The following is a 25,140-nucleotide window of genomic DNA, read 5'->3' as shown; positions in this document are numbered from 1 at the left end:
CCCGGTTCACCTCTTGAGCGAGGCGATGAAGGGGGCCCAGGCAGCGGCGGTGAGGACGAGGACGGGGCCGTCGGGCACCTTGGAGTCACGGACGGGGACGAGGTCGGGGATGTTGTCGGCTACCTCGACACAGTTGCCGCCGTCACCATTGCTGTAGCTCGACTTGCGCCAGAGGGCGGCGCCGGGGAAGTCGCTGGCGACTTCTACGCATTCCCCGCCGTCACCGTTGCTGTGGCTGCTCTTGAACCAGAGCGCTTCACTCAAGTCGATCCGGTTGCTTGCCATTTCGGTAATCCTCTGCGGCGGCCTTGATCATGGCGAGGGACGTGTCTGGTGACAGCGCGACGGCCCTGAGCCGATCGTATGCCTTGCGGTACTGCTTCACGAGGGCCGGATCATCGATGGTGTCCCCGCTGTAGGACGCCTCGGTGTAGATCAGAGGCGGAGCGTCCGGGAACGTCATGACCATGATGGAGGCGGCCATCAAGGGGTACGCGCCGCACGTCCGCGGAACGATCTGCGGAGTGATCCGCCGCCGCTCGGCCAACTCCACGATCCGGTCGAGCTGTTCAGCCGTCTCCGGCGGCGAGAGGATCGGGTCCGCGATCAACGACTCGTGCAGGATCGCCCAGTACTCCGGGGTGGAGTGATCGTCCTCGAAGAGACGGGCGCGGGCGAGTCGGGCCGTCACCTTCTCCTCGACCCACTCGTCGGAGGCCGCCGGGTGGGCCGACCGGACCAGCGTCCGAGCGTAAGGGGCGGTCTGGAGCAGCCCGGGGAAGATGATGGGGGACCACAGCTCGATGGACTCCGCGTACTTCTCCGCCTCCAGGGCCTTCTCGAAGTACGCGGCATGCGGCCCTCGCCGCGCCTTCCGCACATCCTCGCAATGCCGCTCGAAGAACCCGTCGGTCTTCAGGACCCGATCCGCATGCCGGGCCAGATCCAACGGCATACGCCGCTCCCCGCGCTCGATGTCGCTGAGGTAGGTCTTGCCGTAGAAGCTGCCTTCGAGGAACGCTTCCAGCGACAGGCCCGCCGCCTCCCTCTTCCACCGCAACTCCTTGCCGTAGAAGGTCGGGACGCTCATCGAGCCGTCGATGTCCCTACGCCGTGCCACGTGCTCACCGCCATAACTCACCGCGCCGTTTCCGCTGTTCGCGTCGCGGACGCGAAACGCCTTCCACGCTAGCGAGCCGGGCGACACTCTGTGAGGCGTTCGTCACACACCGCACAGAAGGCTGTCATCTCCCCATGCCCGACCCCTCCCCCACGGCCCACGACGTCACCCTCTGCGTCGAGGACCTCCGCGCCGCCCTCGCCCTGCACGACATCACGCTCCCCTCCCTGCGCGTCGACCTGCCGAGCTTCGCGGGCACGTACGCACCGCCCGCGGGCCTCGTCGCGCTCGGGAACTGCAACACGGCCACGGCCCACGCGCTCGCCACCGCCCTCCGGAAGGCGGCGGCCGAGCGATGACCTTCGAAGTCGACCTGCTCGCCACCCCCAAGGCCGTACCCGAAGTGCGCCACCACCTTCGCGCGCTCGACTTCGAAGTCCGCCTGTGCGTCACCGAGTTACTGACCAACGTCATCGACCACCTCGGCGAGGGCACGCCAGTGACCGTCCGCGTGACCAGCACGCCCTGCGGCCACACCCGCGTCGAGGTCACCGATCCGGACCCACGCGCACTGCCGACCCTGCTGACCGCCACCGGAACAGCCGAGTCCGGCCGCGGTCTGGCCCTGGTCGGCCGGCTCTCCCGGCGCTGGGGCGTGGATCAGGGAGCGGACCGCAAGACGGTCTGGTGCGAGCTGGCCGAACCGGAGCGGCAGCCTGTCACCGGGAACGTCGGATGACTGCGCCTGCGGGGTCCACCTCGCCGCATCCGAGCTCTTACGCGTCAATACGAACCGGCGTGGGCAAGAGCGCAGGTAGCCGACCTCGCCTCCGGTGCTGCCACCCCGCGATGCGGGGTTGATCAAGGGATGCGGGGCATTCGTTCTGCCTGTTCACCCATCCCACGCCGGGCGGCGCAGCCGCACTGAGCCGCTGAACAGACGACCCACACGCCACCGGCTGCGAAGTCAGGACAGGTTCGGGCCGGCGAGGGCGAGGACCACCCGCCCCCGCCGGCCACCGCCTCAGCGGTGCAGTGTCTCCGCCTCCTGCGGGACATGGGAGGCGACCACGCGCTCCCGCCCTCCGGCAGGGACCCGCCGCCGGTCCACCGCGTAGGCCACACCGGCCACCGCGAGGCCGAGTACCGCCAGCGCCGCGCCCGCCACGGCGGGGGACGTGGTGCCGAAGCCGGCCGCCAGCGCGAGACCGCCGATCCACGCCCCGCCCGCGTTGGCCATGTTGAACGCCGCCTGGTTCGCCGAGGAGGCCAGCGACGGCGCCGCCGACGCCTTCTCCATCACCATCAGCTGCAGCGGCGAGCCGGTGACGAAGGCCGCCACGCCCAGCAGGGTGACCGCCAGGGCGGCGCTCCACTCGGCGCCCATCAGCACCGGGAACAGGGCCAGGACCACCGCCAGCGACGTCAGGCCGCCGAACAGCGCTCCCCGCAGCGAGTGGTCCGCCAGCCGGCCGCCCACCAGGTTGCCGATCGTCGCGCCCACGCCGAACAGCGCCAGCAGGAGCGTCACGCTCGAATCGGCGTAGCCGGCCGCGTCCGTCAGCATCGGCGTCACATAGCTGTACGCCGAGAACAGCGCGCCGAAGCCCGCCACCGTCGTCCCCAGCGCCAGCCACACCGGCAGCGAGCGCAGGGCGGCCAGTTCGCCGCGCAGACCGCCGGCCGGGGCGTGGGTGTGGTCGTGCGGGATCAGCAGGAAGAGGGAGGCGATCGCGGCCAGACCGATCGAGCTCACGCCCAGGAACGTCGCGCGCCACCCCAGGTGCTGCCCCATCAGGGTCGCGACCGGCACACCGGCGATGTTCGCGACGGTCAGTCCCAGGAACATCAGCGACACCGAGCGGGCCTTGCGCTCGGGCGCCACCAGGCTCGTGGCGACGACCGCGCCGACACCGAAGAACGCCCCGTGCGGCAGCCCGCTCAGGAAGCGGGCGGCCAGCAGCCAGTCGTGGTCCGGCGCCAGCGCCGACAGCGCGTTGCCCAGCACGAACAGGGCCATCAGGCCGATCAGGACCGTTCGCCGGGACATGCGCGCCGTGACCGCGGCGAGCAGCGGCGCGCCGATCACCACGCCCAGGGCGTACGCCGAGACCAGGTGCCCGGCGGTGGGGATGGATATGTGCAGGTCGTCCGCGACATTGGGCAGGAGGCCCATCATCACGAACTCGGTTGTTCCGATGCCGAAGGCGCCCACGGCAAGGGCGAGCAGGGCCAGGGGCATGAAGTGCCTGTGCCTTTCCAAAACGGGTTCCGTACGTCGTCTGCGTTTCGTATGTTCACGTACGGAACAAAGTCTGGCAGGCCCAGTATTCCGGGGGGTTAAGACGTGGTGACGTTCACACGTGCCGCCACCGGCAGATGGTCGCTCCCCGTCCGCGGCAGCGTCCACGAACTCACCGGCTCGATGCCCCTGACCATGATCTGGTCGATTCGCGCCATCGGGAACGACGCCGGCCAGCTGAACCCGAAGCCGCTGCCGGCCGCGCCCTGCGTCGAACGCATCTGGGAGGTGACGGCGTTGAGCGCGCGGTCGTTCATGGTGCCGTTCAGGTCACCGAGCAGGATCACCTTGCTCAGCTTCTCCTCGGCGATGGCCTCCCCGAGCGCGTCCGCGCTGGTGTCCCGCTGCCGCGCCGTGAACCCGGCCGCCAGCTTCACCCGTACGGAGGGCATGTGGGCGACGTAGACGGCGACCTGCCCCTCCGGCGTGTTCACGGTGGCCCGCATCGCCCGGGTCCAGCCCAGCTTGATGTCCACGGGCTCGACCCGGCTCAGCGGGTACTTGCTCCACAGCCCGACCGTGCCCTGCACCGAGTGGTACCGGTACGTCGACGCCAGCGCCTGCTCGTACACCGGGACGGCGGACGCCTTCAGCTCCTCCAGCGCCAGCACGTCCGCGCCGGAGGCGGCCACGTCCCGGGCGGTGCCGGACGGGTCGGGGTTGTCGGCGTTCACGTTGTGCGTGGCCACGGTCAGGTCACCGCCGCTCGCGCTCTTGTCGCCGAGCAGCCCGCCGAAGAGGTTCAGCCAGACCGTCACGGGCACCAGCACCGCGATCAGCGCCGTCGCCGACTTCCGCAGCAGCGCCAGGAGCAGCAGCAGCGGCACGCCCACGATCCCGAGCCAGGGCAGGAACGTCTCCGTCAGGGAGCCGGTGTTTCCCACCCTGTTGGGGATCTGCGCGTGCAGCAGCATCACCAGCGCGAGAAGCACCGCGAGAACGGCCAGGACGATGCCGCGGCGCCAGATGCCGCGGTTGCCGCGCAACCCCTCGTACAGGCGTCGGAGCCGGGATCCTCCGCGGCCCGGCCCCGTGCCGCCGCCGCCCGTCTCCGTCATGTACGCCTGCGCCATACCGTCGCCTCACACCTCGCCGTGCACACCGTCGCCCCCCGCGGTAACGACCCTAGGGGATGATCGGCTCCTCCCTGCCGCCCCGTGGCGGCCGTACGCGCACGAGGACGAGCGAGGCGGCGTCCGAAGTTCCGAACGGGGGCGCCGAAGGGCCCTTCTGTGACGAAACGCGCACACACGCACGGGAAACCGGCACACGGGCGTTACGATCTGACGGGCTGTAGGCCTTCCAGGGCCGTGTCGACGATCCGCTCGCTCAGGCCTTCCTCAAGGGGTGCCTCGGGGCGCAGCAGGGAGCGTACGAGCATCGGGCCGACCAGCATGTCGTTCATCAGCTCGATGTCCACGTCGGTGCGCAGCTCGCCGTTCTGCTGTCCGCGGCGCAGGACGTCGAGGCCGAGTCGGCGCCGGGGTGCTATGACGTTCGCGTGGTAGGCGGCCCAGATCTTGGGGCTGGACTTCATCTGCGCCTGCACGTTGTGCAGGATCGCCGAGGAGCGGCTGGCGAGGGCGCGCTGTCGCAGCCACTCCAGCAGCACGACCAGGTCGTCGCGCATCGAGGTGCCCGGCAGCTCGGGCTGCTCGGGGTCGGCGGCGCGCAGGACGTCGACGAAGAGGTCCTCCTTGTTGCTCCACCGCCGGTAGATGGTGGCCTTGCCGACGCCCGCGGTGCGGGCGATGCGCTCTATGGACAGGTCCGCGAGGGACATGCCGTCCTCCATGAGCTTCATCACGCCTTCGATGATGGCCCGTTCGACGGCCTCGCTGCGCGGGCGTCCGCGCACCGGCCACTCCTGCTGTTGGGTCCGGGGCCTGCTGTCGGCGAGGCTCACGTTCGACTCCGTCCTTGCTGGCGCTGGGTGTTGTTCCCGCTGTATGTCGCAACGGGCACCCGGCTCCCCGAGTGCCCGTCCTGACGTACCGTCAGTGGTCGGCCGCGACCAGCTCCGGTTCCTCCGTGCCGGCCTTCGGCCCGGGCGCCTTCCCGGGCAGGAACAGGACGACCACGACGGCGCCGAGCACCGCCACGACCGCACCCCACAGCGCGGTGACGTGCATGGCGTGCAGGAACGCGTCGTTGGCCGGCGAGACGAGCGCCTTGCCCTTCGGGCCGAGCTTGGCGGCGATGCCGAGGGTCGCCTCGATGGACTCGCCCGCGGTGTGGCGCACACCCGCCGGCAGGAACGTCAGCTTGTCCTGGATGCCGTCGCGGTACGACGTCGACAGGACCGAGCCGAGGACCGCGATGCCGAGCGCGCCGCCGACCTGGCGGAAGGTGTTGCTGAGCGCGGACGCGGAGCCGGCCTTCTCGCGGGGCAGCGCCTGCATGATGACGACGCTGGTCGGGGTCATGATGTGCGCCATACCGGTGCCCATCAGGAAGAAGACCACCTCGAGGATCCACAGCGGCGTGTCCGCCTTCAGCGCGGCGAACGCGGCGAGCGTCGCGGCGATGACCAGCATGCCGGCGGTGGTCGTGGCCCGGTTGCCGAACCGGTCGACCAGCAGCCGGGCGCGCGGCGCGAAGATCAACTGGGCGGCGGCCAGCGGCAGCAGCAGCAGACCGGCCTGCAGCGGCGAGTAGCCGCGCACGCTCTGGATGTAGAAGACGGAGAAGAACGTCACACCCATCAGCGCGAAGAAGACCAGGCAGATCGCGGCGATGGCGGAGGAGAAGACCTTGTTCTTGAAGTAGGTGACGTCGATGGACGGGTGGTCGCTGCGCTTCTCGAACACGACGAAGAACGCGAGGACGGCGAGACCGGCACTTATGGTCGCGATGACCTTGGTGTCGGTGAAGTCGGCGAGCTGGCCGCCCTTGATGATGCCGTAGACGAGCAGGACCAGGCCGACGACGGACAGCACGACGCCGATGGGATCGATCCGACCCGGGTTGGGGTCGCGGGATTCAGGGACCAGCCAGATCATCAGGGCGAGCGCCAGGATCACGATCGGCACGTTGACCAGGAAGACGGAGCCCCACCAGAAGTGGTCGAGCAGCACCCCGCCGGTGATCGGCCCTATGGCGATGGCGAGCCCGACGCCACCGGCCCAGATGCCGATGGCCTTGGGCTGCTCGTCGCGCTCGAAGACGTTCATGAGGACGGCGAGCGTGGCCGGCATCACGAAGGCGGCGCCGAGGGCCATCAGGGCGCGGAACGCAATCAGCTGATCGGGTGAACCCGACTCGGCGGCGAGCGCCGACCCCGCGCCGAACACGACGAGACCGCCCAGCAGCGTCTTCTTCCGGCCCAGGCGGTCGCCCAGCAGCCCAGCGGTGAACAGCAGACCGGCGAAGACGAGCGTGTAGGCGTTGATGGCCCACTCCAGCTCGCTCTGGGTGGCGCCGAGGCCGGTCGGCGCCGGGGTGGAGATCGTCTTGATGGCGACGTTCAGGATGGAGTTGTCGAGCACCACGATCAGCAGGCTGAGCATCAGCGCGCCGAGGATGGCCCACCGGCGCCGGTACACGGCCTCGGGCACCCGCCGTTCGACAGGAGCAGCAGGGGTAGTCATGCGAGCGAGCCTAGGCGACTTCCGATACGGAACGGTCTCGTATCGGAAGTCTTTACGGACTCCTTAAAGAAGAGACCTGGGTCACGTGTCAAACAGCCCAAGGCCGGGGACGTGGCCCACGCCCCTGAGGTTGGGCGGCCGGCCTGTCCCCGCCCCGGAGTCGAGGCCCGCCCCTGCCCTAGCCGCGCGTGGCACGAGGTGCCACCATGGGGATGGTCCGGGGACGCCGTCAGGGCGCCTCGAGATGACAGAAGGAGCCGTTGCGATGACGCAGCTTCCGGCTGCCCAGGGGCAGCACGCTCAGGGCACGCTCAGGTCCTCCGACAGCAGCAAGGCGCTGTACGGAGGGAAGAGCACCCGCCGTATCACCGTGCGCGACATCACCGCCGCCAAGGAGCGCGGCGAGAAGTGGCCCATGCTCACCGCCTACGACGCGATGACCGCGTCCGTGTTCGACGAGGCCGGTATCCCGGTCATGCTCGTCGGCGACTCGGCGGGCAACTGCCACCTGGGCTACGAGACGACCGTGCCCGTCACCCTCGACGAGATGACCATGCTCTCCGCCGCCGTCGTACGGGGCACCAGGCGCGCCCTGATCGTCGGCGACCTGCCCTTCGGCTCGTACCAGGAGGGCCCGGTGCAGGCGCTGCGCTCGGCCACCCGGCTGGTGAAGGAGGCCGGCGTCGGCGCGGTGAAGCTGGAGGGCGGCGAGCGCTCGCACCGCCAGATCGAGCTGCTGGTGGAGTCCGGCATCCCGGTCATGGCGCACATCGGCCTGACCCCGCAGTCCGTGAACGCCATGGGGTACCGCGTCCAGGGCCGCGGCGAGGAGGCGGCCGCGCAGCTGCTGCGGGACGCCAAGGCCGTGCAGGACGCGGGTGCGTTCGCGGTGGTCCTGGAGCTGGTCCCGGCCGAGCTGGCGGCCGAGGTGACCCGGGTGCTGCACATCCCGACCGTCGGCATCGGCGCCGGTCCGGACACCGACGCGCAGGTGCTCGTGTGGACCGACATGCTCGGGCTGACCGGGGGGCGGGTGCCGAAGTTCGTAAAGCAGTACGCGGACCTGCGCCAGGTCATGGGCGACGCGGCGAGGGCATTCGCCGAGGACGTGGTGGGCGGGGCGTTCCCGCTCGAGGAGCACTCGGTCCACTGACCGTCTGCGGGGTGCGGCAGTCGGATCACCCGGTACCGTCTGTGGCCGGCCGCACGCGGCGGAGCCGCCCGGTGATCCCGTCCCGCACCCCTTACGGGGCGCCCCGCTCGGGGCGCGCAGCAGCCCGCCGATCATCCCCCGTCGGCGGGCTGCACCCCTTTTGCGCCTGAACCGGCGCCGCGCTCGCGGACCTGGTTGATCGCCGTCGTGGTTCCTCCATTGATGGTTGCTGTGGTCGTCGGGGATTTGTCGGCGGTGTCGGTGGTCTGTCGGCGGCTGTATGTGCACTGTCGGTGGCTGTAGGCGGTCTGTCGGTGGTTTGTCGGTGGGGGCTGTCACCTTCGTGGCATGACGCGAATCGACGACAACCCGAACGACGCCGCACCGGACGCGGCCGTCACCGTGCGGGGGCTGGTCAAGCACTACGGCGAGACCAAGGCGCTGGACGGCGTCGACCTCGACGTGCGCGAGGGCACCGTCCTCGGCGTGCTCGGGCCGAACGGCGCCGGCAAGACCACCCTCGTGCGCTGCCTGTCCACCCTCATCACACCGGACGCCGGCCACGCGGTGGTCGCCGGCTACGACGTCGTACGGCAGCCGCGGCAGACGCGCCGCGTGATAGGCCTCACCGGCCAGTACGCCTCCGTGGACGAGAAGCTGTCCGGTTTCGAGAACCTCTACATGATCGGCCGGCTCCTCGACCTGTCCCGCAAGGAGGCCCGCGCCCGGGCCGACGGGCTGCTGGAGCGGTTCTCGCTCACCGAGGCCGCGCGGCGCCCGGCGTCCACGTACTCCGGCGGTATGCGCCGGCGCCTGGACCTCGCCGCCTCGATGATCGGGCACCCGGCGGTGCTCTACCTGGACGAGCCGACCACCGGCCTCGACCCGCGCACCCGGAACGAGGTGTGGACCGAGGTCAAGCGGATGGTCGCCGAGGGCGCGACCGTGCTGCTCACCACCCAGTACATGGAGGAGGCCGAGCAGCTGGCCTCCGAGCTGACCGTCATCGACCGCGGCAAGGTCGTGGCGGGCGGCGGCATCGACGAGCTGAAGGCCAAGGTCGGCGGCCGTACCCTGCGCGTCCGCCCGGCCGATCCGGTGGAGCTGCGCCCGACGGCCGCGGCGCTCGACGAGTTCGGGCTCACCGGCCCGGGCAACGCGACCGTGGACACCGGGACCGGCACCGTCCTCGTGCCCATCCTCAGCGACGAGCAGCTGACCGCGGTGGTCGGCGCGCTCACCGCCCGCGGCATCACGCTCGCCGACATCTCCACCGAACTGCCCAGCCTGGACGAGGTGTTCCTGTCCCTCACCGGCCACAAGGCCGGTATCGCGCAGGACGCGTCCCCCGCCCGTGAGGAGGTCGCGGCATGAGTGCCGTCACCGTGTCCGTACCCGTGGCCGACGGCGAGGGCCGTCTGGGCCTGCGGGCCCATCTGCGTCACATCGGCGCCCTGGTCCGCCGCAACCTGCTGTGGATCCGGCAGGACCCGGAGTCGATGTTCGACGCCGTCCTGATGCCGATCGTCTTCACCCTCCTGTTCGTGTTCGTCTTCGGCGGCGCGATCGCGGGCAAGGGCCATCAGGACGTGTACGTCAACTACGTGGTCCCCGGCCTGATGGCGATGATGGGCATGAACATCGCCATGGGTGTCGGCACGGGCTTCAACCAGGACTTCCAGACGGGTGTGATGGACCGCTTCCGGTCCCTGCCGATCGCCCGATCCTCGGTTCTGATCGCCAAGGTCACGGTGGAGATCGGCCGGATGCTGGTCGCCACCGCGATCCTGCTCGCCGTCGGCTTCGCGCTGGGCCTGTCCGTCCACAGTGTGCCCGGGCTGCTCGCGGCCATCGGCCTGTCGATGGTCTTCGGCTCCTCCATCATGTGGATCTTCCTGACCATGGGCGTGGTGATGAAGAACGCCCAGGCCATCCAGGGAATGGGGTTCCTCGTGCTGATGCCCCTGCAGTTCGGGTCGTCGATCTTCTCTCCGCCGTCCACCATGCCGGGCTGGCTGCAGGCCTTCACCGACTACAACCCGCTGTCGACGCTCGCCGACGCCGCCCGTGGTCTGATGAACGGCGGCACGCCGATCGCCCACGACGTGATCGTGACCCTGATCTGGTCGGCCGTGATCACGGCGATCGCGGCCCCCATAGCCATCCGCAAGTTCACCACCAAGAGCTGACCGGCGGCAGCGGTGCCGGTCCACGTCACACCAGGGCGGCGGCCTCCTCCAGGGTGAGGCCGTCGCCCTCCGCGTACGCGGCCTCGTAGGCCGAGTCACCCAGCACGGCCCGGGCGCCCGCCTCCGCCGTCGCCCGGGCCTCGATTTCCGCGGGTCCCCGGACGTGGCCGGGCGGCAGCAGCCCGTCGGCGGCCCCCACACACCGGGCCGCGTCCCCGGCACGACGCCCGCCGTCCACGCCGGCGAGCGCCATCGCCGCGGTCACCAGAAGCACGGAGGCCATGTGCGGCGCGATCACCCTGCTCATCCGGTCCCCGGCCCGCGCGAGCGCGGTACGCACCTTGACGAGCGCCTCCTCGTACCGCTCCTCGAGGGCGTCCAGCCAGGCGTCCAGGCCGGTCACCATTCCGGCGAAGAGCGGGAAGGCCACGGCGCCGAACTCCTCGCGCGCCGCCTGGAGTTGCTCGCGCGCCTCGGTCACGCGGTCCGTCCGACCGAGCCGGCTGGTCAGGAAAATCCGGGCGAACGGTACCGCGTCCATCGCGCCGTGGCGTTCCTCGATCACCTGGCGCAGCAGCCGCTCGCCGCGCTCGGCGTCCCCGGCGTCCAGCAGGGCGCTGCCGAGGCGGGCGCCGAGCACGGCCATCTGGGAGCGGGCCCCGAGCTCTTCCGCGTAGCGCTGCGCGGCTTCGTAATCGGCGGCGGCGAGCAGGTAGTCGCCGCGTTGTTCATGGGCCTCGCCCCGCGCGGACATCGCCTCGGCCGTGCCCCAGGCGTCGCCGAGGCGGCGGAAGATCTCCAGTGCCTCGTCGGCGTCCCGGGCCGCGTCGCCCGCCCATTCGGCGCGGTTGGCGAGGATGTTGGCACGCAGCTGCAGGGTCTGGGCCAGCTCCCAGGGCTGGTCGAGGTCGCGGCAGGTGCGTACGGTCTCGTCGAGGACCAGCCGTACCCGCTCCATGTCGGCGTTGAGCAGGACGGCGAAGAACCACAGGAAACCGGGCATCCGGCAGGTCTGCGGCTGGCCGGGGCGGTAGGTCTCGCTGATGACGCGCAGCTTCGCCTTGGCCTCGGGTGTCTCCCACGCCTGGAGGTCCATGTCCATACAGGCGAGATGGACGAGATGCGCGCCGCGGCGGGCCTCGTCGAGGACCTCGGGGCGCATCGGCGGCGGGTTGTCGGTGGGCCTCTCGGGTAGGTCGGGCACCGCGCGCGGGGGCCCCGCGAACGGATCGGGGCCGAGAGCCATGACGGCGGTCGACCAGGTGCGGGCCTCGGTGCGCAGGTCCCGCATCTGCCAGTACCAGCACAGCGAGAGCAGCAGGCACAGCGCCTCCTGCTCGTCGCGGGCGGCGACCGCGTGGCGCAGGGCGGTGCGCAGGTTCTCGTACTCCAGCTGGAGCCGTTCGATCGCCGCGCGTTGCTGCGAGGAGCGCAGCAACGGGTCGGTGGTGCGGGCGAGTTCACGGTAGTGGGTGAGGTGCGCGCGCTCGGTGTCGGAGCGCTCACCCGACTCGTCGAGCCGTTCGCCCGCGTACTCGGCGACCGTCTCCAGCAGCCGGTAGCGCATCTCGCCGTCGCCCGACGGGGCGGCCACGACGAGGGATTTGTCGACGAGCGAGCCGAGCGCCTCCAGGGCGGCGGGCCCGCACACGGCCTCGGCCGCGGTGAGGTCGCAGCCGCCGGAGAAGACGGACAGCCGGCGCAGCACCGCGCGTTCGTCCTCGTCGAGCAGGTCCCAGGACCAGTCGACGACGGCCCGCAGGGTCTGCTGGCGGGGCAGCACGGTGCGGCTGCCGGAGGTCAGCAGCCGGAAGCGGTCGTCGAGCCGGTCGGCGATCTGGCGGGGGGTGAGCACCCGGAGGCGGGCGGCGGCCAGTTCGATGGCGAGGGGCAGCCCGTCGAGGCGGCGGCAGATCTCGGCGGCGGCCTCGGGGTCGTCCTCGACGCGGAAGCCGGGCCGGGCGGCGGCGCCGCGGTCGGCGAACAGTTCCAGCGCGTAGGGCTGCGGCAGCGGTTCGACCGGGCGCAGCACCTCTCCGGGGACGCCGAGGGGTTCCCGGCTGGTGGCGAGGACCGTGAGGCCGGGGCAGCGTTCCAGCAGGTGCGCGACGAGGCGGGCGGCGGCGTCCACCACGTGCTCGCAGTTGTCGAGGATGAGCAGCATGCGGCGCCGGGCGCAGTGCTCGGCGAGCCGGACGAGGGGATCGTCGTGCCGGTCGGCGACGGCACGCAGCTCCTCGGCGCCGGCGCCGCGCAGCACGGTCTCACGCGCGCCGACGGCGGTGAGCACGGCCTCGGGCACGGCCTCGGGATCGTCGACGGGCGCGAGCTCGGCCAGCCACACGCCGTCCCGCAGTTCGTGCGCCACGGTCTCGGCGGCCTCCTGCGACAGCCGCGTCTTTCCGGCGCCACCGGGACCGAGCAGGGTGACGAGCCGGGCGCGGGCGAGATCATCGCGCAGGGTGTCGATGTCGGCGCCGCGCCCGACGAAGGAGGTGAGCCGGGCGCGGAGGTTGCCGGGCGGTGAGGGTGCCGCGGGGGTGCCCCCGGGGGACGGGACCGTGGAGGGCGCGGTGGGAGCGGTGGGCGCGGTGGGCGCGGCGCTGGGGGAACGCAGCAACTCCTCGTGCAGCGACCGCAGTTCGGGTCCCGGGTCGGAGCCCAGCCGGTCCGCGAGCAACTGCCGTACGTCCTCGTAGGCGGCCAGGGCCTGAGCCGGGCGGCCCGCGTCGCGCAGGGCGCGCAGGCGCAGCGCCTGCAGGGGCTCGTCCAGGGGGTGGAGGTCGCACAGGGCGGTCAGCTCGGGCAGATGCTGCTCGCCGTGGCCGAGGGCGAGCGCGGCGGTGAGGCGGGCGCGGCGCGCGTCGAGGCGGCGGGTCTCCCAGCGGGCGGCCTCGGCGGTGCGGTCGGGCAGGTCGGCGAGGGCGGGGCCGTGCCACAGGGCGAGGGCGTCGTCCAGCACCACCGCCGCCTTCGCGGGGTCGCCGTCGGCCAGTGCGCGCAGCCCCTCCCCGGTGAGCCGCTCGAACCGGTGCAGGTCGATGTCGTCCGGAGCCGCGGCCAGCCGGTAGCCGCCGTCCACCGACTCCACGGCGTCCGCGCCGAGCGCCCGGCGCAGCCGCCCGACCAGTGCCTGCAGGGCGCCGGTGCCGTCGGCCGGCGGGTCGCCGTCCCACACCTCGTCGACGAGCAGGGCGGCCGGCACGGCCCGGCCGGCCCGCAGCGCGAGCACGGTCAGCAGGGCACGCAGCCGCGCCCCGCCGACGGGCAGGGGCGTGCCGTCGGGGCGGAGTGCCTGGGTGGTACCGAGAAGGCGATAGCGCACGGGGTTCATTCTCTCTGCCATCGTCACCGCGGGTCACGGGGTTTCCCGCGGCGCGGCCCGCGAACGCGGAACCGGCCCCCTCCAGCGAGACGTTCTCCCGGTGCGCCCGGTACGGTCGGGCCGTCGCCCTTATGCGTACGCGATCCACGAGACCAGGGAGCCCCATGACCACCGCCGCCGCCCGGCGCAGTGACCGCAGGATCAGTCCCGTGTTCGTCGGGATTCTGGCCGTGACGGCGGTCACCGGCTGGGCCACCTGGAGCGGGTTCGCCGAACAGCCCGGCGTCGCCGTGTTCCTGTTCGTGACGGCCGCCTGGGTGGTCTCCCTGTGCCTGCACGAGTACGCGCACGCCCGCACCGCTCTGCACAGCGGCGACATCTCGGTCGGCGCGAAGGGCTACCTCACGCTGAACCCGCTGAAGTACACGCACGCCCTGCTGAGCATCGTGCTGCCGGTGATCTTCGTGATCATGGGCGGGATCGGGCTGCCGGGCGGCGCGGTGTTCATCGAGCGGGGCCGGATCCGGGGCCGTTGGCGGCACAGCCTGATCTCGGCGGCGGGCCCGCTGACGAACGTGCTGTTCGCGGCGGTGTGCACGGCCCCGTTCTGGCTGCACGCGCTGGACGGGGTGCCCCGCGACTTCCGGTTCGCCCTCGCCTTCCTCGCACTGCTGCAGGTGACGGCGGCGATCCTGAACTTCCTACCGGTGCCGGGCCTGGACGGATACGGCGTGATCGAGCCCTGGCTGCCGTACGGCGTCAAGCGCCAGGTGGAGCCCTTCGCGCCGTTCGGCCTGCTGTTCGTGTTCGCGCTGCTGTGGGTGCCGTCCGTCAACAACGCGTTCTTCGACGTGATCGACACGATCCTGAACGGACTGGGCATCGGCGAGTTCGACCGGTACTGCGGTCAGGAGCTGTACCGCTTCTGGCAGGGCGGCAACGGGTTCTGCTCGGTCAGCCCGTGACGGACTTCGCCCGCGCCGCCCGCTCCGCGCGGCCGCGCTTGACGTAGTACCAGGTCATGTTGGACGACACGCCCGCGAGCAGGATCCACACGATGCCGAGCCAGCTGCCCTGGACGAAGGAGACGACGGCCGCGGCCACGGAGAGGACGCAGACGGCGAGGGCGTAGAGGGCGAGGCGGGGCATGTCGGTCGCTCCTGTCGGGGGACACTGCTCGGATCACTCGGAACTGCTCGGAGTACTCGCAACCACGCGCGACTCCTCGGAACTGCTCCGACGACCAGTGTCCCCCATCGGGTCATACGTCCGTGATCCGGAGACCGGCGTGTGCCTTGTACCGCCGGTTGACGGAGATCAGGTTCGCCACCAGCGACTCCACCTGGTGGGCGTTGCGCAGTCGGCCCGCGAAGATGCCGCGCATGCCGGGGATGCGTCCGGCCAGCGCCTGCACGATCTCCACGTCGGCCCGGTCCTCACCGAGGACCATGACGTCCGTGTCGATCTGCTCGATCTCCGGGTCCTCCAGGAGGACGGCGGACAGGTGGTGGAAGGCGGCGGTGACGCGTGCCTCGGGCAGCAGCGCGGCGGCCTGCTCGGCGGCGCTGCCCTCCTCCGGCTTCAGCGCGTAGGCGCCCTTCTTGTCGAAGCCGAGCGGGTTGACGCAGTCGACGACGAGCTTGCCCACCAGTTCCTCGCGCAGCGACTGGAGCAGCGGGCCGTGGCCCTCCCACGGCACGGCGACGATCACGATGTCGCTGCGCCGCGCGGTCTCGGCGTTGTCGGCGCCCTCGATGCCGTGGCCGAGCTGCTCGGCGGCGGCCTGCGCGCGCTCGGCGGCCCGGGAGCCGATGATCACCTTCTGGCCGGCCCGGGCGAGCCGGTAGGCGAGGCCCTTGCCCTGCGGCCCGGTGCCGCCGAGGACGCCGACGACGTACCCGGAGACGTCGGGGAGGTCCCAGGGGTCCTTGGCGGGGGCCTTGGGTGCACTGTCGGTAGAGGTCATGGGCCGACTCTACGTGCGCCCCGGCCGACCGCGCCGCTCAGGTGAGACGGGCCCGCCGGTGACCCGTGGCGACCGGTGCCCGGGGTCCGTGCCCGGTTCGGGGGAATTCGGGGAGAACCCCCGCTCGCCCGGGGACGTCTGCGGCAGGATGCCTGCCCATGGACGCCGTACGGGTCGCCTTGCTGCGGGATGTGCTCGCCGGGACCGAGTGGCCGGTCGCCACGCGTCGGTTCGCGGGGACACTGCGCGGGTCGGTGGTGTCGCACGGGGGCGGGCTGCTGCTCGTGGGCACTCAGGAGTACGAGCCGTGGCACCTGGCGGCGCACCTGGTCGACGAGGCGGCCTGGTCCGGGACTCCGGAGCTGTCCCCGACGCTGGTGCGGCACGCGGCGCGGGCCTCGGATCCGGCGCACCTGGCGGTGGGGCTGGGACGGCTGTCGGCGGCGCGGCGCGGGGAGACCCTGCTGGTGGTGTCGCCCGCCGCGCCGGGCGCGGGGCTGCTGGAGCGGGTCCATGACGCGCGGCGGGCCGGGGCGACGGTGCTGGCGCTGGACACCGGGGACCGGGACCTGACGGCTCTGGCCCACGAGTCGCTGACGGTGCCCGGGGACACGGATCTGGACCTGGACACGGTGCAGCACCTGGTGAGCGCGGCGGCCGGGGAGAACCGGCTGCCGGCTCCGAGGGGCCGGCGCCGCTTCCGGGACCGTCTGTCCCGGCTGGCGGACCAGCTGACGGAGCCACCGCCGGCCAGGTGGTAGCCGCCGGAAAACCGGTTGCCCGGGGCGCGGTGCCGGTCGAGCATGACCCGTCGTGACCGACGACGCCTCCGTTTCCGCCCGGGCCCTGCCCGTCGACACCGAACCGGGCTCCCGGTTGCGCGCACTGCTCCCGGACCTGGCGCCCTGGCGGGCGTCGGCGGACTTCCGGCGGCTGTGGCTGGCCGGACTGATCACCAACTTCGGGACCTTCCTCACCTTCGTCGCGCTGCCGGTGCAGTTGAAGGACCTCACCGGCTCGGCGGCTGCGGTGGGCGCGATCGGCGCCGTGGAGCTCGTACCACTGATCGTCTTCGGTCTGTACGGCGGTGCGCTGGCCGACGCGTACGACAAGCGGAAACTGATCCTCGCCACGGAGGCCGGGCTGGGGCTGCTGTCAGCCGCGCTCCTGCTGAACGCCCTGCTGCCCGAGCCCGCGGTCTGGCCGCTGTACGCCGTCGCGGCCCTCTCCTCCGCCCTCACCTCGCTCCAGCGCCCCGCGCTCGACGCACTGGTGCCGCGCATCGTGGCGCACGAGCACCTACCGGCTGCCGCCTCGCTGAACTCGCTGCGCTGGACGGTCGGCGGGGTCGCGGGCCCGGCGCTGGCGGGTGTGGTCGTCGCCTACGCGGGGCTCGGCGCGGCGTACGGCGCGGATCTGGTGACGTTTGCGGTGTCGGTGGTGCTGGGCCTCGGGCTTGCCGCGTCTCCCGCATCGCACGAGGCCGCGAAGCCGTCCCTGCGGTCGATCGCAGAGGGCGCGAGGTACGCGTGGAGCCGTAAGGAACTCCTGGGGACGTACGTGGTCGACCTCGCCGCGATGTTCTTCGCGATGCCGCTGGCGCTGCTGCCGTTCCTCGCGGACGAGATGCACGCGGAGTGGTCGCTGGGGCTGATGTACGCGACAGTTCCGGCGGGATCGCTGATGGTGTCGCTGACGAGCGGGTGGACGTCGCGTATCCACCGGCACGGGCTGATGGTGGTGCTCGCGGCGGCCGGTTGGGGGCTCGCGATCGCCGCGGCGGGTGCCGCGAGCAACATCTGGCTGGTGCTGCTGTTCCTCACCCTGGGCGGCTGTTTCGACATGGTCAGCGGGATCTTCCGGGGGGCGATGTGGAACCAGACGATCCCGGACGAGCTGCGGGGACGGCTGGCGGGTATCGAGCTGCTGTCGTACTCGGTCGGGCCGCAACTGGGTCAGGTGCGCTCGGGCGGCATGGCGGCGTGGACGAGCGTGCGGGCGTCGATATGGGCGGGGGGTGTGCTGTGCGCCGGGGCGGTGGGCGTGCTGGCGTTGTGTCTGCCGGCGTTGACGACGTACGACGCCCGGACGAACGAGCACGCGCTACGGCTGAGGGCGCAACGCAAGGCGGCGGGCTGACCACAGGTTTCCTCGCCCCCTGTGCCTCGCCCCGGCCTCCGCCCGCCCGCAGGGGCGGGCGGAGGGGGAATTTCCGCCGCCGCGGCGGAGGCGGCCCGCACGGGTGACGGCGGTCCGTCAGGCCCGGCTCAGTCCTCCCCCCGCTCCGCCGCCGGCGGAGCGTCGTGCCAGCGCGGGTCCGTCTCCCACTCGACGTTCCGCTCCCGTGCCGTCTCCATCGCGTGTTCCGCCTCCTGGCGGGACGCGTACGGACCGAAACGGTCCTTCGCCGGGCACTCCGGGCCCTCCTCGACCTTCTGGTGGACCAGGCAGTAGAACCACTCGCCCGGCTTGCCGACCGTCCGCTTCCTGAACAGCGCCATCGCAGGAGCTCCTTTCACCACGGCCATGGTCCCGCACGGCCGCTGGATACACTCGCTGGCATGTCTGGCCAGTCGCTGCTCGTACCAGGAGAGCTGTCTCCCACCCGTTCCGTGCCCGGAAACATCCGCCGCCCCGAGTACGTCGGGAAACCGGCGCCGACCCCGTACACCGGGCCGGAGGTGCAGACCCCCGAGACCGTCGAGGCGATGCGCGTCGCCGGGCGGATCGCGGCGCGGGCGATGGCCGAGGCGGCGAAGATCATCGCCCCGGGCGTCACCACCGACGAGCTGGACCGGGTCGCGCACGAGTACATGTGCGACCACGGGGCGTATCCGTCGACCCTGGGCTACCGCGGGTTCCCCAAGTCGCTGTGCACCTCGATCAACGAGGTCATCTGCCACGGCATCCCGGACTCCACGGTCCTGCGCGACGGCGACATCATCAACCTGGACGTGACGGCGTACATCGGCGGCGTCCACGGCGACACCAACGCCACCTACCTGGTCGGCGACGTGGACGAGGAGTCGCGGCTGCTCGTGGAGCGCACCCGCGAGTCCCTCAACCGTGCCATCAAGGCCGTCAGGCCGGGCCGTCAGATCAACGTCATCGGCCGCGTCATCGAGTCCTACGCCAAGCGGTTCGGGTACGGGGTCGTGCGGGACTTCACCGGTCACGGGATCAACTCGTCGTTCCACTCAGGGCTGATCATCCCGCACTACGACAGCCCGCACGCGACCACGGTGATGCAGCCCGGCATGACCTTCACCATCGAGCCCATGCTCACCCTCGGCACGTACGAGTACGACATGTGGGACGACGGGTGGACGGTTGTCACCAAGGACCGTAAGCGGACGGCGCAGTTCGAGCACACGCTGGTCGTCACGGAGACGGGGGCGGAGATCCTCACCCTGCCGTAGCACCGCACGGGTGCCCCCGGAACACAGCACTCACCGCTCCAGGAAGACCCTGCCCCCGACCTCCACCCACCCCTCCGGCTGCGGCGCCGTGAGGATCTGGGAGCCCGCGCCCTGGCGGATGTTGAGCGCGCGGCCGAGTCGGGCGGTGAGCAGGAGCGCCGCCGCGCCCGTCGCCTCGTCCTCCTCGATACCCCCGGTGCAAGCACCGGCTCCACTGGAGCGGCTGACGCCGCGCTCATCGATCCGGCCAGGGAAGGCCCGGGCGCGGATGCGGCCCGCCGCCTCGTCCTCCCACGCCCACGCGTAGATCCACTCCCCCGGCGGCGGGACCGCCAGGCCGTCCACTTCGGCCGCCGTCGCGTACTGCCGCAGCGTGCGCGGTGGCGCCCACTCCGGGCGGGCCTCGATCCAGCTGAACTCGCCGTCCAGGCGCGCCCCCACCACACCGGCCGGGGTGACGAGTTCGGGTACGTCGAGCAGCCAGGCCGTGCCCACACAGGGGTGCCCGGCGAACGGCAGCCGCAGCGTGGGTGTGTAGATGTCGATGACCCCGCGCTCGGGGTCGTCGACGAACACCGTCTCGCTGAAGCCGAGTTTGGCGGCGAACGCCTGCCGCTCGTCCCGCTCGGGCATCACCGAGCCGTCCCGGACGACGCCGAGTTCGTTGCCGTAGCCGCCATCCGGCCCGCAGAAGACGCGCAGCACGTCGTAGTCAGTCACCGGGGCATTGAAACACCACCCGGTGGCGACGGTGTCCCGCGCGGTGGCACCGGGCGGAGAGGGCGCCGCTCGTGCGCCTCGGCCGCCCCTTCGCGACCCCGGTGAGACCTGAATCACGGCAAGGGCGGTTATAGGTCAGGTAAACCTCCGTTAAATTAGGTAAGCCTCACCGAACCACCTTCCTGGAGCCTGCATGCGAGCCGTCCGACTCTCCGTCGTCACCGCCGTCGCCACCACGGCGGCTCTGACCGCCGTCACCGGGTGCACGGAGAAGAGCGCCGCGAGCGGCTCCGACCGCGTGATCCGGGTGACCGCCACGGACGCCACGTGCGAGGTGTCGAAGAAGGAGTTCCCCGCCGGGCACGTCGAGTTGGCCGTCGAGAACAAGGGCCCCAAGGTGACCGAGGTGTACCTGCTGTTCCCGGACGACCGGATCGTCGCCGAGCGCGAGAACATCGGCCCGGGCACCAGGCAGACGGTCACGGCGGAGGTGAAGGCCGGCGACTACCGGATCGCCTGCAAGCCGGGCATGAAGGGCAAGGGCATACGCCAGACCGTCACGGCCACCGGCGGCGGCAGCGTCGCCGGGCGCGACCCGCGCCTGGACCGGGCCGTGGCCGCCTACCGCGAGTACGCGCAGGCGCAGGCCGACGAGACGCTGCCCAAGGTGAAGGTCTTCACCGACGCCGTGAAGGCCGGTGACCTGGACGCCGCGAAGAAGGCGTACGCCCCCTCGCGCCTCGGCTGGGAGCGCACCGAGCCGGTCGCCGAGTCCTTCGGCGACATCGACCCGAAGGTCGACGTCCGCGAGGACGGCCTGGAAGAGGGCCAGGACCCGGCCACCGACTGGACCGGCTGGCACCGCCTGGAGAAGGCCCTGTGGCAGGACAAGAAGATCGGCGACCGTGAGAAGCAGCTCGCCGACCGGCTGGTGAAGGACCTGACCGACTGGCAGAAGCGGGTCGGCACGGCCGAGATCAGCCCGACCTCGATGGCCAACGGCGCCAGGGAACTCCTCGACGAGGTCGCCACCGGCAAGGTCACCGGCGAGGAGGACCGCTACGCCCACACCGACCTGGTCGACTTCAAGGGCAACGTCGAGGGTGCCCAGAAGGCGTACGAGCTGCTGAAGCCGGTCGCCTCGAAGAACGACCCCGCGCTGACCGAGGAGTTGGACAAGCAGTTCACCGCCCTGACCGCCCTGCTGGACAAGTACCGCTCGGACAGGACCTCCTACGAGTTCGTCTCCTACGACAAGGTCACCAAGGACCAGCGCAAGGAGCTCTCGGACGCGGTGAACGCGCTCGCCGAGCCGCTGTCCAAGCTCGCCGCCGCCGCAGTCGTGAAGTAAGCAGGGGGCAGGGCGATGACCGATACGCAGATGACCCATACGCAGATGACCCATACGCAGATGACCGACACGCAGGTGACCGGTACGCAGATGGCCGACACCCGGGGGAGCAATCCGTCACGCCGGACGCTGATCGGCTGGACGGGCGCCGGGCTCGCGCTCGGTGCCGCCGTGGCCGGTGGCGCGGTCGTGGCGGCGAACGCGGGCGACGACGCGGCTCCGGCCGCCGCCGAGGCGGGCGGCGCGGTGGAGTTCCACGGCGCCCACCAGGCCGGCATCGCCACCCCGGTGCAGGACCGGCTGCACTTCGCCGCGTTCGACGTGAAGACCGACGACCGGGCCGAGTTCGTGCGGATGCTGAAGGACTGGACGGCCGCCGCCCGTCGGATGACGGCCGGGCAGGCCGTGGGTGAGGGCGCGTACGGCGGGCTCGCCGAGGCGCCGCCCGACGACACCGGGGAGGCGCTGGGCCTCAAGCCCTCCCGGCTGACCCTGACGATCGGCTTCGGGCCGTCGTTCTTCGAGAAGTTCGGGCTGCGGGACAAGCGGCCCGAGGCACTGGTCGACCTGCCGAAGTTCCCCGGCGACAACCTGGAGGCCTCCCGCACGGGCGGTGATCTGTGCATCCAGGCCTGCGCGGACGACCCGCAGGTCGCCGTGCACGCGATCCGCAACCTGGCCCGCATCGGCTTCGGCAAGGTCGCCGTCCGCTGGTCCCAGCTCGGCTTCGGCAAGACCTCGTCGACGACCCCCGACGCCCAGACCCCGCGCAACCTCTTCGGGTTCAAGGACGGCACCCGCAACATCGCGGGGACGGAGACGGACCGGCTGAAGAAGTTCGTGTGGGTCGGCGACGGGGACGGGCCGGCGTGGATGACCGGTGGGTCGTACCTCGTGGCCCGGCGTATCCGCATGAACATCGAGACCTGGGACCGGACCTCGCTGCAGGAGCAGGAGGACGTCTTCGGCCGGGACAAGCGCGAGGGCGCGCCGGTCGGCAAGGCGAAGGAGCACGACGAGCCGTTCCTGAAGGCGATGAAGCCCGACGCGCACGTCCGGCTCGCGCACCCCGACTCCAACGGCGGCATCACCATCCTGCGCCGGGGCTACTCCTTCACCGACGGCACCGACGGCCTCGGCCGCCTGGACGCGGGCCTGTTCTTCCTGGCCTACCAGCGCGACGTACGCAAGGGGTTCATCCCGCTCCAGCGCAGGCTGGCCGCGCACGACGCGCTCAACGAGTACATCCAGCACGTGGGTTCGGCGGTCTTCGCCATCCCTCCCGGCGTCCGGGACCCGGGCGACTGGTGGGGCCGCACCCTGCTGTCCGAGGAGGCGTAACCCGTGTTCTCCAACTATCTGATCGGCCTGCGCGAGGGGCTGGAGGCCGGCCTCGTCGTCTGCATCCTGATCGCCTACCTGGTCAAGACCGGCCGCCGCGACGCCCTGCGGCCGATCTGGACCGGCATCGGCACCGCGATCGCCATCGCGCTCGGCTTCGGCTGCGTCCTCGAGTTCGGCTCCCAGGAGCTGACGTTCCAGGCGCAGGAGGCGCTCGGCGGCTCCCTGTCGATCCTCGCCGTGGGCCTGGTGACCTGGATGGTGTTCTGGATGCGGCGCACCGCCCGGCACCTGAGGTCCGAACTGCGCGGCAAGCTGGACGCGGCCCTGGCGATGGGCACCGGCGCGCTGGTCGCCACCGCGTTCCTCGCCGTCGGCCGGGAGGGGCTGGAGACCGCCCTGTTCGTGTGGGCGTCGGTGCACGCGGCGAGCGACGGCACCCCGCGCCCGCTCGTCGGCGTCGCCCTGGGCCTCGCCACCGCCGTCTTCCTGGGCCGGCTGTTCTACCGCGGCGCCCTGAGGATCAACCTGGCGAAGTTCTTCACCTGGACCGGCGGCATGCTGGTCGTCGTCGCCGCGGGTGTGCTCGCCTACGGCTTCCACGACCTGCAGGAGGCCGGCTGGATCCCGGGCCTGACGAGCCTCGCCTTCGACATCAGCGACACGATCCCGCCGGACAGCTGGTACGGCACCCTGCTGAAGGGCGTGTTCAACTTCCAGCCCGATCCGACGGTCCTTCAGGTCACGGTGTGGCTGCTCTACTTGATCCCGACGCTCGCGCTTTTCCTGTCCCCGGTAGGGTTCGCCTCCGGAAAGGGGAAGGTGAAGGTCACTGATGAGCAGGGAGCGCGGGGATCGCAGCCCTCGAACGCTGCGTAGTCCAGGCCGGTTCGCCCTGGCAACGGCGGCGGTGACGGTTCTGTCCGTGACGGCGAGCGGCTGTGTCGTGGTGCACGGCGAGCGGGAGGTCGTACCGACGGCGACACGCGCCGAGGCCGCCCGCGCGCTGCAGGACTTCCTCACCGCCTACAACGAGGCGGACAAGACGTACGACCGGTCGCTGGACGCGAGCCGGGTCACCGGTGCGCTCGGCGCCATCGACGCCGGCAAGCTGGAGGCCGGCCACCAGACCAACCCGGGCGGCAACCCCGGCCACGTGCCGCTGCAGCTGACCGGCGCCAGGTTCACGATCCCGAAGAAGGCGGGCTGGCCGCGCTGGTTCGTCGCCGACGCACACGCCAACAAGGGCAGCGCGGACGCCCACTGGCTGCTCGTCTTCACCCGCTCCGACGCGAGCAAGGTGTGGGCGGTGTCGTATCTGACGATTCTGGCGCCCGGCGACGTGCCGGCGTTCAAGACGGACAAGGACGGCTGGGCCGAGCCCGTCACCCCGGACGACCCCACGCTCGCCGTCCAGCCCCGCAAGCTCAGCACCGCCTACGCGACCTATCTGCGAAGCGGCGGGGACGTCTTCGCGCCGGGCCCGCACACCTCGCAGTGGCGGGCCACCCGGCTGCAGAACGCGAGCAGGCCCGGGCTGGCCCGGCAGTACATCGACGAGCCGCTGACGAACGGCGACTACGCCCCGGTGGGGCTGCGCACCACGGACGGCGGCGCGCTGGTGTTCTTCGCCACGCACCACTACGAGCGGCAGATCGCCGCGCAGGGGGTGAACATCGACATCACCGACCCGAACGCCAAGGCCCTGCTGACCGGGGAGGTCAAGCAGTCCCTGACCCGGGAGTACGTGTCGAACCAGGCGGTGGTGGATCCGAGGAAGGGCGAGGTGAAGTTCGTCAGCCGGGTCGAGGGGCTGACGGGGGCCAAGGGGGAGTGACGTCAGCGACGCGGGTCGCCACCGGGGCTCAGCCCCGGTGCGGCCAGCCCGCCAACTCGCTCTCGTCGCCCGCGTACCGCGCACACGCGTCGGTGAGTGCCTCCAGCAGGCTCAGCGGATCCGGCAGCGCGTGCTCGGGGCCCCGGACCCACTCCACCGCCGGCTCACCCGGCAACTGCGCCGGAGGCACCAGCACATACGAGCCCCGGCAGTGCCACCGCAGCCCCGGGTGCTCGTCCATCGTCTCGGGGTGGCAGTCCAGTTCGCACGGCCACCACTCGTCCTCGTCCTCGGGGGTGCCGCGGGTGAGGGTGAAGAACAGCATGCGGCCGTCACCGGTGGTGGCGACGGGCCCCACCTCGACGCCGGAGGCGAGCAGCCGCTCCAGGGCCTCCTCGCCGGCCTCGCGCGGGACGTCGAGCACGTCGTGCACCATCCCGGTGGCGGTGATGAAGTTGGCCTGCGGCTGGTGCCGGGCCCACCGCTCGATCTGTGCCCGGTCCGTGGTGGACTGCGTCTGCCAGGCGAAGGAGACCGGGTGCCGGGCCGGCGTGGGACAGCCGACGCGGTCGCAGGAACAGCGGTAGCCGACGGGGTGGGCGGCGGGAGCGAGCGGCAACCCGGCCGCGGCGGCAGCCAGCAGCATCGCCTCACGGCCGCCGTCGCCGGCGTCCTCCTTGAGACGGGCGGGACGTCGTCCGCGCAGCCACTGGGAGATCCTGCCCTGCACGCTCGTGCGGCGGCCGAAGTCTGCGCTCATCTATCCCCTCGCCTCGCTGCTGTGGTCCCGACAGCATGCCCTATGGTCCCATCATCCTGCGCGCCGG

The 25,140-nt window shown here is 71.5% G+C and carries 25 protein-coding genes; 13 read left to right on the top strand and 12 right to left on the bottom strand.

Features of this window, described 5'->3' with window-relative positions:
• Positions 1 to 6 precede the first annotated feature (6 nt).
• Positions 7 to 285, bottom strand: coding sequence for a DUF397 domain-containing protein (locus ACFYZJ_RS03750; RefSeq protein ID WP_388562466.1), 279 nt, complete (start codon positions 283 to 285; stop codon positions 7 to 9).
• Positions 257 to 1,120, bottom strand: a complete 864-nt coding sequence (locus ACFYZJ_RS03745; protein WP_388562464.1) for a Scr1 family TA system antitoxin-like transcriptional regulator — start codon at positions 1,118 to 1,120, stop codon at positions 257 to 259. Before ACFYZJ_RS03745 ends, ACFYZJ_RS03750 begins: the two co-directional genes overlap by 29 nt.
• A gap of 134 nt (positions 1,121 to 1,254) precedes the next feature.
• Here ACFYZJ_RS03745 and ACFYZJ_RS03740 point away from each other — a divergent pair, with 134 nt between their 5' ends.
• Both ACFYZJ_RS03740 and ACFYZJ_RS03735 read left to right on the top strand, forming a co-directional pair.
• Positions 1,255 to 1,479 (top strand): hypothetical protein, encoded by a 225-nt coding sequence (locus ACFYZJ_RS03740; RefSeq protein ID WP_388562462.1) that lies wholly within the window; start codon positions 1,255 to 1,257, stop codon positions 1,477 to 1,479.
• Positions 1,476 to 1,859 (top strand): ATP-binding protein, encoded by a 384-nt coding sequence (locus tag ACFYZJ_RS03735; RefSeq protein ID WP_388562460.1) that lies wholly within the window; start codon positions 1,476 to 1,478, stop codon positions 1,857 to 1,859. The genes ACFYZJ_RS03740 and ACFYZJ_RS03735 overlap by 4 nt, the downstream gene beginning before the upstream one ends.
• A 285-nt stretch (positions 1,860 to 2,144) precedes the next feature.
• Here the strand turns inward: ACFYZJ_RS03735 and ACFYZJ_RS03730 are convergent, their stop codons facing one another.
• The 4 genes from ACFYZJ_RS03730 to ACFYZJ_RS03715 form a co-directional block, all read right to left on the bottom strand.
• A complete protein-coding gene (locus tag ACFYZJ_RS03730) occupies positions 2,145 to 3,362 on the bottom strand; it encodes an MFS transporter (RefSeq protein WP_388562458.1) in 1,218 nt (405 codons plus the stop codon).
• A 98-nt stretch (positions 3,363 to 3,460) separates the two neighbouring features.
• On the bottom strand, positions 3,461 to 4,495 hold the full coding sequence (locus ACFYZJ_RS03725) for an endonuclease/exonuclease/phosphatase family protein (RefSeq protein ID WP_388562456.1): 1,035 nt from the start codon (positions 4,493 to 4,495) through the stop codon (positions 3,461 to 3,463).
• A gap of 203 nt (positions 4,496 to 4,698) precedes the next feature.
• The gene (locus ACFYZJ_RS03720; RefSeq protein WP_388562454.1) at positions 4,699 to 5,328 is read right to left on the bottom strand and encodes a TetR/AcrR family transcriptional regulator; all 630 of its coding nucleotides are present in this window, start codon (positions 5,326 to 5,328) and stop codon (positions 4,699 to 4,701) included.
• A 91-nt stretch (positions 5,329 to 5,419) separates the two neighbouring features.
• On the bottom strand, positions 5,420 to 7,012 hold the full coding sequence (locus ACFYZJ_RS03715; protein ID WP_388562452.1) for an MFS transporter: 1,593 nt from the start codon (positions 7,010 to 7,012) through the stop codon (positions 5,420 to 5,422).
• A 265-nt stretch (positions 7,013 to 7,277) separates the two neighbouring features.
• Here ACFYZJ_RS03715 and panB point away from each other — a divergent pair, with 265 nt between their 5' ends.
• The 3 genes from panB (at position 7,278) to ACFYZJ_RS03700 (ending at position 10,354) form a co-directional block, all read left to right on the top strand.
• The gene (panB, locus tag ACFYZJ_RS03710; RefSeq protein WP_388562449.1) at positions 7,278 to 8,165 is read left to right on the top strand and encodes a 3-methyl-2-oxobutanoate hydroxymethyltransferase; all 888 of its coding nucleotides are present in this window, start codon (positions 7,278 to 7,280) and stop codon (positions 8,163 to 8,165) included.
• A gap of 348 nt (positions 8,166 to 8,513) precedes the next feature.
• Complete coding sequence (locus tag ACFYZJ_RS03705) at positions 8,514 to 9,539, top strand: ATP-binding cassette domain-containing protein (protein WP_388562447.1); 1,026 nt, start codon at positions 8,514 to 8,516, stop codon at positions 9,537 to 9,539.
• Positions 9,536 to 10,354, top strand: a complete 819-nt coding sequence (locus tag ACFYZJ_RS03700) for an ABC transporter permease (RefSeq protein WP_388562445.1) — start codon at positions 9,536 to 9,538, stop codon at positions 10,352 to 10,354. Before ACFYZJ_RS03705 ends, ACFYZJ_RS03700 begins: the two co-directional genes overlap by 4 nt.
• Positions 10,355 to 10,379: 25 nt before the next feature.
• Here ACFYZJ_RS03700 and ACFYZJ_RS03695 read toward each other — a convergent pair whose 3' ends face one another.
• Entirely contained in the window at positions 10,380 to 13,688 is a 3,309-nt protein-coding gene (locus ACFYZJ_RS03695; protein WP_388563365.1) for a BTAD domain-containing putative transcriptional regulator, read from the bottom strand.
• 155 nt (positions 13,689 to 13,843) lie between these two features.
• Here ACFYZJ_RS03695 and ACFYZJ_RS03690 point away from each other — a divergent pair, with 155 nt between their 5' ends.
• A complete protein-coding gene (locus ACFYZJ_RS03690) occupies positions 13,844 to 14,644 on the top strand; it encodes a site-2 protease family protein (protein WP_388562443.1) in 801 nt (266 codons plus the stop codon).
• Here ACFYZJ_RS03690 and ACFYZJ_RS03685 read toward each other — a convergent pair.
• Positions 14,634 to 14,828 carry a hypothetical protein gene (locus ACFYZJ_RS03685; RefSeq protein ID WP_388562441.1) on the bottom strand — a complete coding sequence of 65 codons (195 nt, stop codon included), beginning with the start codon at positions 14,826 to 14,828 and terminating at the stop codon, positions 14,634 to 14,636. The two genes, ACFYZJ_RS03690 and ACFYZJ_RS03685, sit on opposite strands and share 11 nt — an antisense overlap.
• Positions 14,829 to 14,940: 112 nt before the next feature.
• Positions 14,941 to 15,645, bottom strand: coding sequence for an NADPH-dependent F420 reductase (npdG, locus tag ACFYZJ_RS03680; RefSeq protein WP_388562439.1), 705 nt, complete (start codon positions 15,643 to 15,645; stop codon positions 14,941 to 14,943).
• A 158-nt stretch (positions 15,646 to 15,803) separates the two neighbouring features.
• Between npdG and ACFYZJ_RS03675 the strand changes: the two genes are divergently transcribed.
• On the top strand, positions 15,804 to 16,406 hold the full coding sequence (locus tag ACFYZJ_RS03675) for a hypothetical protein (RefSeq protein WP_388562437.1): 603 nt from the start codon (positions 15,804 to 15,806) through the stop codon (positions 16,404 to 16,406).
• Between the two features lie 52 nt (positions 16,407 to 16,458).
• The gene (locus tag ACFYZJ_RS03670) at positions 16,459 to 17,784 is read left to right on the top strand and encodes an MFS transporter (RefSeq protein ID WP_388562435.1); all 1,326 of its coding nucleotides are present in this window, start codon (positions 16,459 to 16,461) and stop codon (positions 17,782 to 17,784) included.
• Between the two features lie 128 nt (positions 17,785 to 17,912).
• On the opposite strand, the gene ACFYZJ_RS03665 is transcribed toward ACFYZJ_RS03670, so the two are convergent.
• Positions 17,913 to 18,146, bottom strand: coding sequence for a hypothetical protein (locus ACFYZJ_RS03665; RefSeq protein ID WP_388562433.1), 234 nt, complete (start codon positions 18,144 to 18,146; stop codon positions 17,913 to 17,915).
• Positions 18,147 to 18,206: 60 nt separating this feature from the next.
• Here ACFYZJ_RS03665 and map point away from each other — a divergent pair, with 60 nt between their 5' ends.
• Positions 18,207 to 19,064 carry a type I methionyl aminopeptidase gene (map, locus tag ACFYZJ_RS03660; protein WP_388562431.1) on the top strand — a complete coding sequence of 286 codons (858 nt, stop codon included), beginning with the start codon at positions 18,207 to 18,209 and terminating at the stop codon, positions 19,062 to 19,064.
• A 30-nt stretch (positions 19,065 to 19,094) separates the two neighbouring features.
• On the opposite strand, the gene ACFYZJ_RS03655 is transcribed toward map, so the two are convergent.
• Positions 19,095 to 19,784, bottom strand: coding sequence for a PhzF family phenazine biosynthesis protein (locus ACFYZJ_RS03655; RefSeq protein ID WP_388562430.1), 690 nt, complete (start codon positions 19,782 to 19,784; stop codon positions 19,095 to 19,097).
• A 193-nt stretch (positions 19,785 to 19,977) separates the two neighbouring features.
• Here ACFYZJ_RS03655 and efeO point away from each other — a divergent pair, with 193 nt between their 5' ends.
• The 4 genes from efeO to ACFYZJ_RS03635 are packed head-to-tail and all read left to right on the top strand — an operon-like array spanning position 19,978 to position 24,313.
• Complete coding sequence (efeO, locus tag ACFYZJ_RS03650) at positions 19,978 to 21,135, top strand: iron uptake system protein EfeO (protein WP_388562428.1); 1,158 nt, start codon at positions 19,978 to 19,980, stop codon at positions 21,133 to 21,135.
• Between the two features lie 60 nt (positions 21,136 to 21,195).
• Positions 21,196 to 22,476 carry an iron uptake transporter deferrochelatase/peroxidase subunit gene (gene efeB / locus ACFYZJ_RS03645; RefSeq protein WP_388563363.1) on the top strand — a complete coding sequence of 427 codons (1,281 nt, stop codon included), beginning with the start codon at positions 21,196 to 21,198 and terminating at the stop codon, positions 22,474 to 22,476.
• Between the two features lie 3 nt (positions 22,477 to 22,479).
• Positions 22,480 to 23,355, top strand: a complete 876-nt coding sequence (gene efeU, locus ACFYZJ_RS03640) for an iron uptake transporter permease EfeU (protein ID WP_388562426.1) — start codon at positions 22,480 to 22,482, stop codon at positions 23,353 to 23,355.
• The gene (locus ACFYZJ_RS03635) at positions 23,312 to 24,313 is read left to right on the top strand and encodes a hypothetical protein (RefSeq protein WP_388562424.1); all 1,002 of its coding nucleotides are present in this window, start codon (positions 23,312 to 23,314) and stop codon (positions 24,311 to 24,313) included. The genes efeU and ACFYZJ_RS03635 overlap by 44 nt, the downstream gene beginning before the upstream one ends.
• A gap of 28 nt (positions 24,314 to 24,341) precedes the next feature.
• On the opposite strand, the gene ACFYZJ_RS03630 is transcribed toward ACFYZJ_RS03635, so the two are convergent.
• A complete protein-coding gene (locus ACFYZJ_RS03630; RefSeq protein ID WP_388562422.1) occupies positions 24,342 to 25,073 on the bottom strand; it encodes a bifunctional DNA primase/polymerase in 732 nt (243 codons plus the stop codon).
• Between the last annotated feature and the right edge of the window lie 67 nt (positions 25,074 to 25,140).

It is taken from the genome of Streptomyces sp. NPDC001848 (genome assembly GCF_042891915.1).
GTDB lineage: Bacteria > Actinomycetota > Actinomycetes > Streptomycetales > Streptomycetaceae > Streptomyces.
The sequence above is the reverse complement of the archived record's forward strand: the minus strand, read 5'-3'. Positions and strand labels throughout refer to the sequence as shown.

Coding starts and splice junctions, on each gene's coding strand:
- ACFYZJ_RS03750 (WP_388562466.1), bottom strand. CDS start 285: ATGGCAAGCAACCGGATCGACTTGAGTGAAGCGCTCTGGTTCAAGAGC.
- ACFYZJ_RS03740 (WP_388562462.1), top strand. CDS start 1,255: ATGCCCGACCCCTCCCCCACGGCCCACGACGTCACCCTCTGCGTCGAG.
- ACFYZJ_RS03735 (WP_388562460.1), top strand. CDS start 1,476: ATGACCTTCGAAGTCGACCTGCTCGCCACCCCCAAGGCCGTACCCGAA.
- ACFYZJ_RS03730 (WP_388562458.1), bottom strand. CDS start 3,362: ATGCCCCTGGCCCTGCTCGCCCTTGCCGTGGGCGCCTTCGGCATCGGA.
- ACFYZJ_RS03725 (WP_388562456.1), bottom strand. CDS start 4,495: ATGGCGCAGGCGTACATGACGGAGACGGGCGGCGGCGGCACGGGGCCG.
- ACFYZJ_RS03715 (WP_388562452.1), bottom strand. CDS start 7,012: ATGACTACCCCTGCTGCTCCTGTCGAACGGCGGGTGCCCGAGGCCGTG.
- panB (WP_388562449.1), top strand. CDS start 7,278: ATGACGCAGCTTCCGGCTGCCCAGGGGCAGCACGCTCAGGGCACGCTC.
- ACFYZJ_RS03705 (WP_388562447.1), top strand. CDS start 8,514: ATGACGCGAATCGACGACAACCCGAACGACGCCGCACCGGACGCGGCC.
- ACFYZJ_RS03700 (WP_388562445.1), top strand. CDS start 9,536: ATGAGTGCCGTCACCGTGTCCGTACCCGTGGCCGACGGCGAGGGCCGT.
- ACFYZJ_RS03695 (WP_388563365.1), bottom strand. CDS start 13,688: ATGAACCCCGTGCGCTATCGCCTTCTCGGTACCACCCAGGCACTCCGC.
- ACFYZJ_RS03690 (WP_388562443.1), top strand. CDS start 13,844: ATGACCACCGCCGCCGCCCGGCGCAGTGACCGCAGGATCAGTCCCGTG.
- ACFYZJ_RS03685 (WP_388562441.1), bottom strand. CDS start 14,828: ATGCCCCGCCTCGCCCTCTACGCCCTCGCCGTCTGCGTCCTCTCCGTG.
- npdG (WP_388562439.1), bottom strand. CDS start 15,645: ATGACCTCTACCGACAGTGCACCCAAGGCCCCCGCCAAGGACCCCTGG.
- ACFYZJ_RS03675 (WP_388562437.1), top strand. CDS start 15,804: ATGGACGCCGTACGGGTCGCCTTGCTGCGGGATGTGCTCGCCGGGACC.
- ACFYZJ_RS03665 (WP_388562433.1), bottom strand. CDS start 18,146: ATGGCGCTGTTCAGGAAGCGGACGGTCGGCAAGCCGGGCGAGTGGTTC.
- map (WP_388562431.1), top strand. CDS start 18,207: ATGTCTGGCCAGTCGCTGCTCGTACCAGGAGAGCTGTCTCCCACCCGT.
- efeO (WP_388562428.1), top strand. CDS start 19,978: ATGCGAGCCGTCCGACTCTCCGTCGTCACCGCCGTCGCCACCACGGCG.
- efeB (WP_388563363.1), top strand. CDS start 21,196: ATGACCGACACGCAGGTGACCGGTACGCAGATGGCCGACACCCGGGGG.
- ACFYZJ_RS03635 (WP_388562424.1), top strand. CDS start 23,312: ATGAGCAGGGAGCGCGGGGATCGCAGCCCTCGAACGCTGCGTAGTCCA.
- ACFYZJ_RS03630 (WP_388562422.1), bottom strand. CDS start 25,073: ATGAGCGCAGACTTCGGCCGCCGCACGAGCGTGCAGGGCAGGATCTCC.